We start from the raw sequence: 673 nt of genomic DNA on the forward strand, positions 1-673 counted from the left end.
GGCATATCAATTTATTGGAATGGCTCGGCAAGTCGAAAGCCGATCTGGCAGCCATGCACGTGTGCATGGAAGCGACCGGGGTTTACTACGAAGCGCTTGCATTGAAGCTGCATGAAGCAGGCCTGAAAGTCAGTGTAGTCAATCCATCCTGCATCAAAGGATTCGGCCGCAGTGAAAATATCCGCAACAAAAACGATGCCATCGATGCCGCACTCATTGCGCGCTACTGCGCAGCGATGAAGCCGACGCCTTGGGTGCCGCCACCGCTGGAACAACGCCAGCTGCGCGCCTGGTCGCTACGGGTGCAGTCGTTAAAAGACATCCGGCAGCAGGAAGAAAATCGGCGCGAGGCGCTCCTCGTCAGCGGCATGGACGACGTTGCGGCCCATGTGGCTGAACATGTCAAATGGATCGATGGCGAAATCAGGAAGTTGGAAAAAGACATCGAGGACCACATCGACCGGCATCCTGGCCTCAAGCGCGATGCTGCCCTGATTACCAGCATCCCGGGAATCGGACCGACTACGGTAGCTCGCATTCTGGGACACCTGGGCGACATCCGACGCTTCAAAAATGCGAAAGCACTAGCCGCATTTCTTGGCGTGACACCGAAACACCATACATCAGGCACCTCGGTCAAAGGAAGGTCGGTCGTTTGCCGTACCGGCAGTAC

Annotated in this window: 1 protein-coding gene; it reads left to right on the forward strand. The window is 56.5% G+C overall.

The window, feature by feature from the left end:
• Positions 1-673: IS110 family RNA-guided transposase (locus AC3XQU_RS22760; protein ID WP_489876436.1), on the forward strand; the 673-nt coding region annotated here is incomplete at both ends.

This window comes from Telluria sp. AZSoR62, from assembly GCF_058111565.1.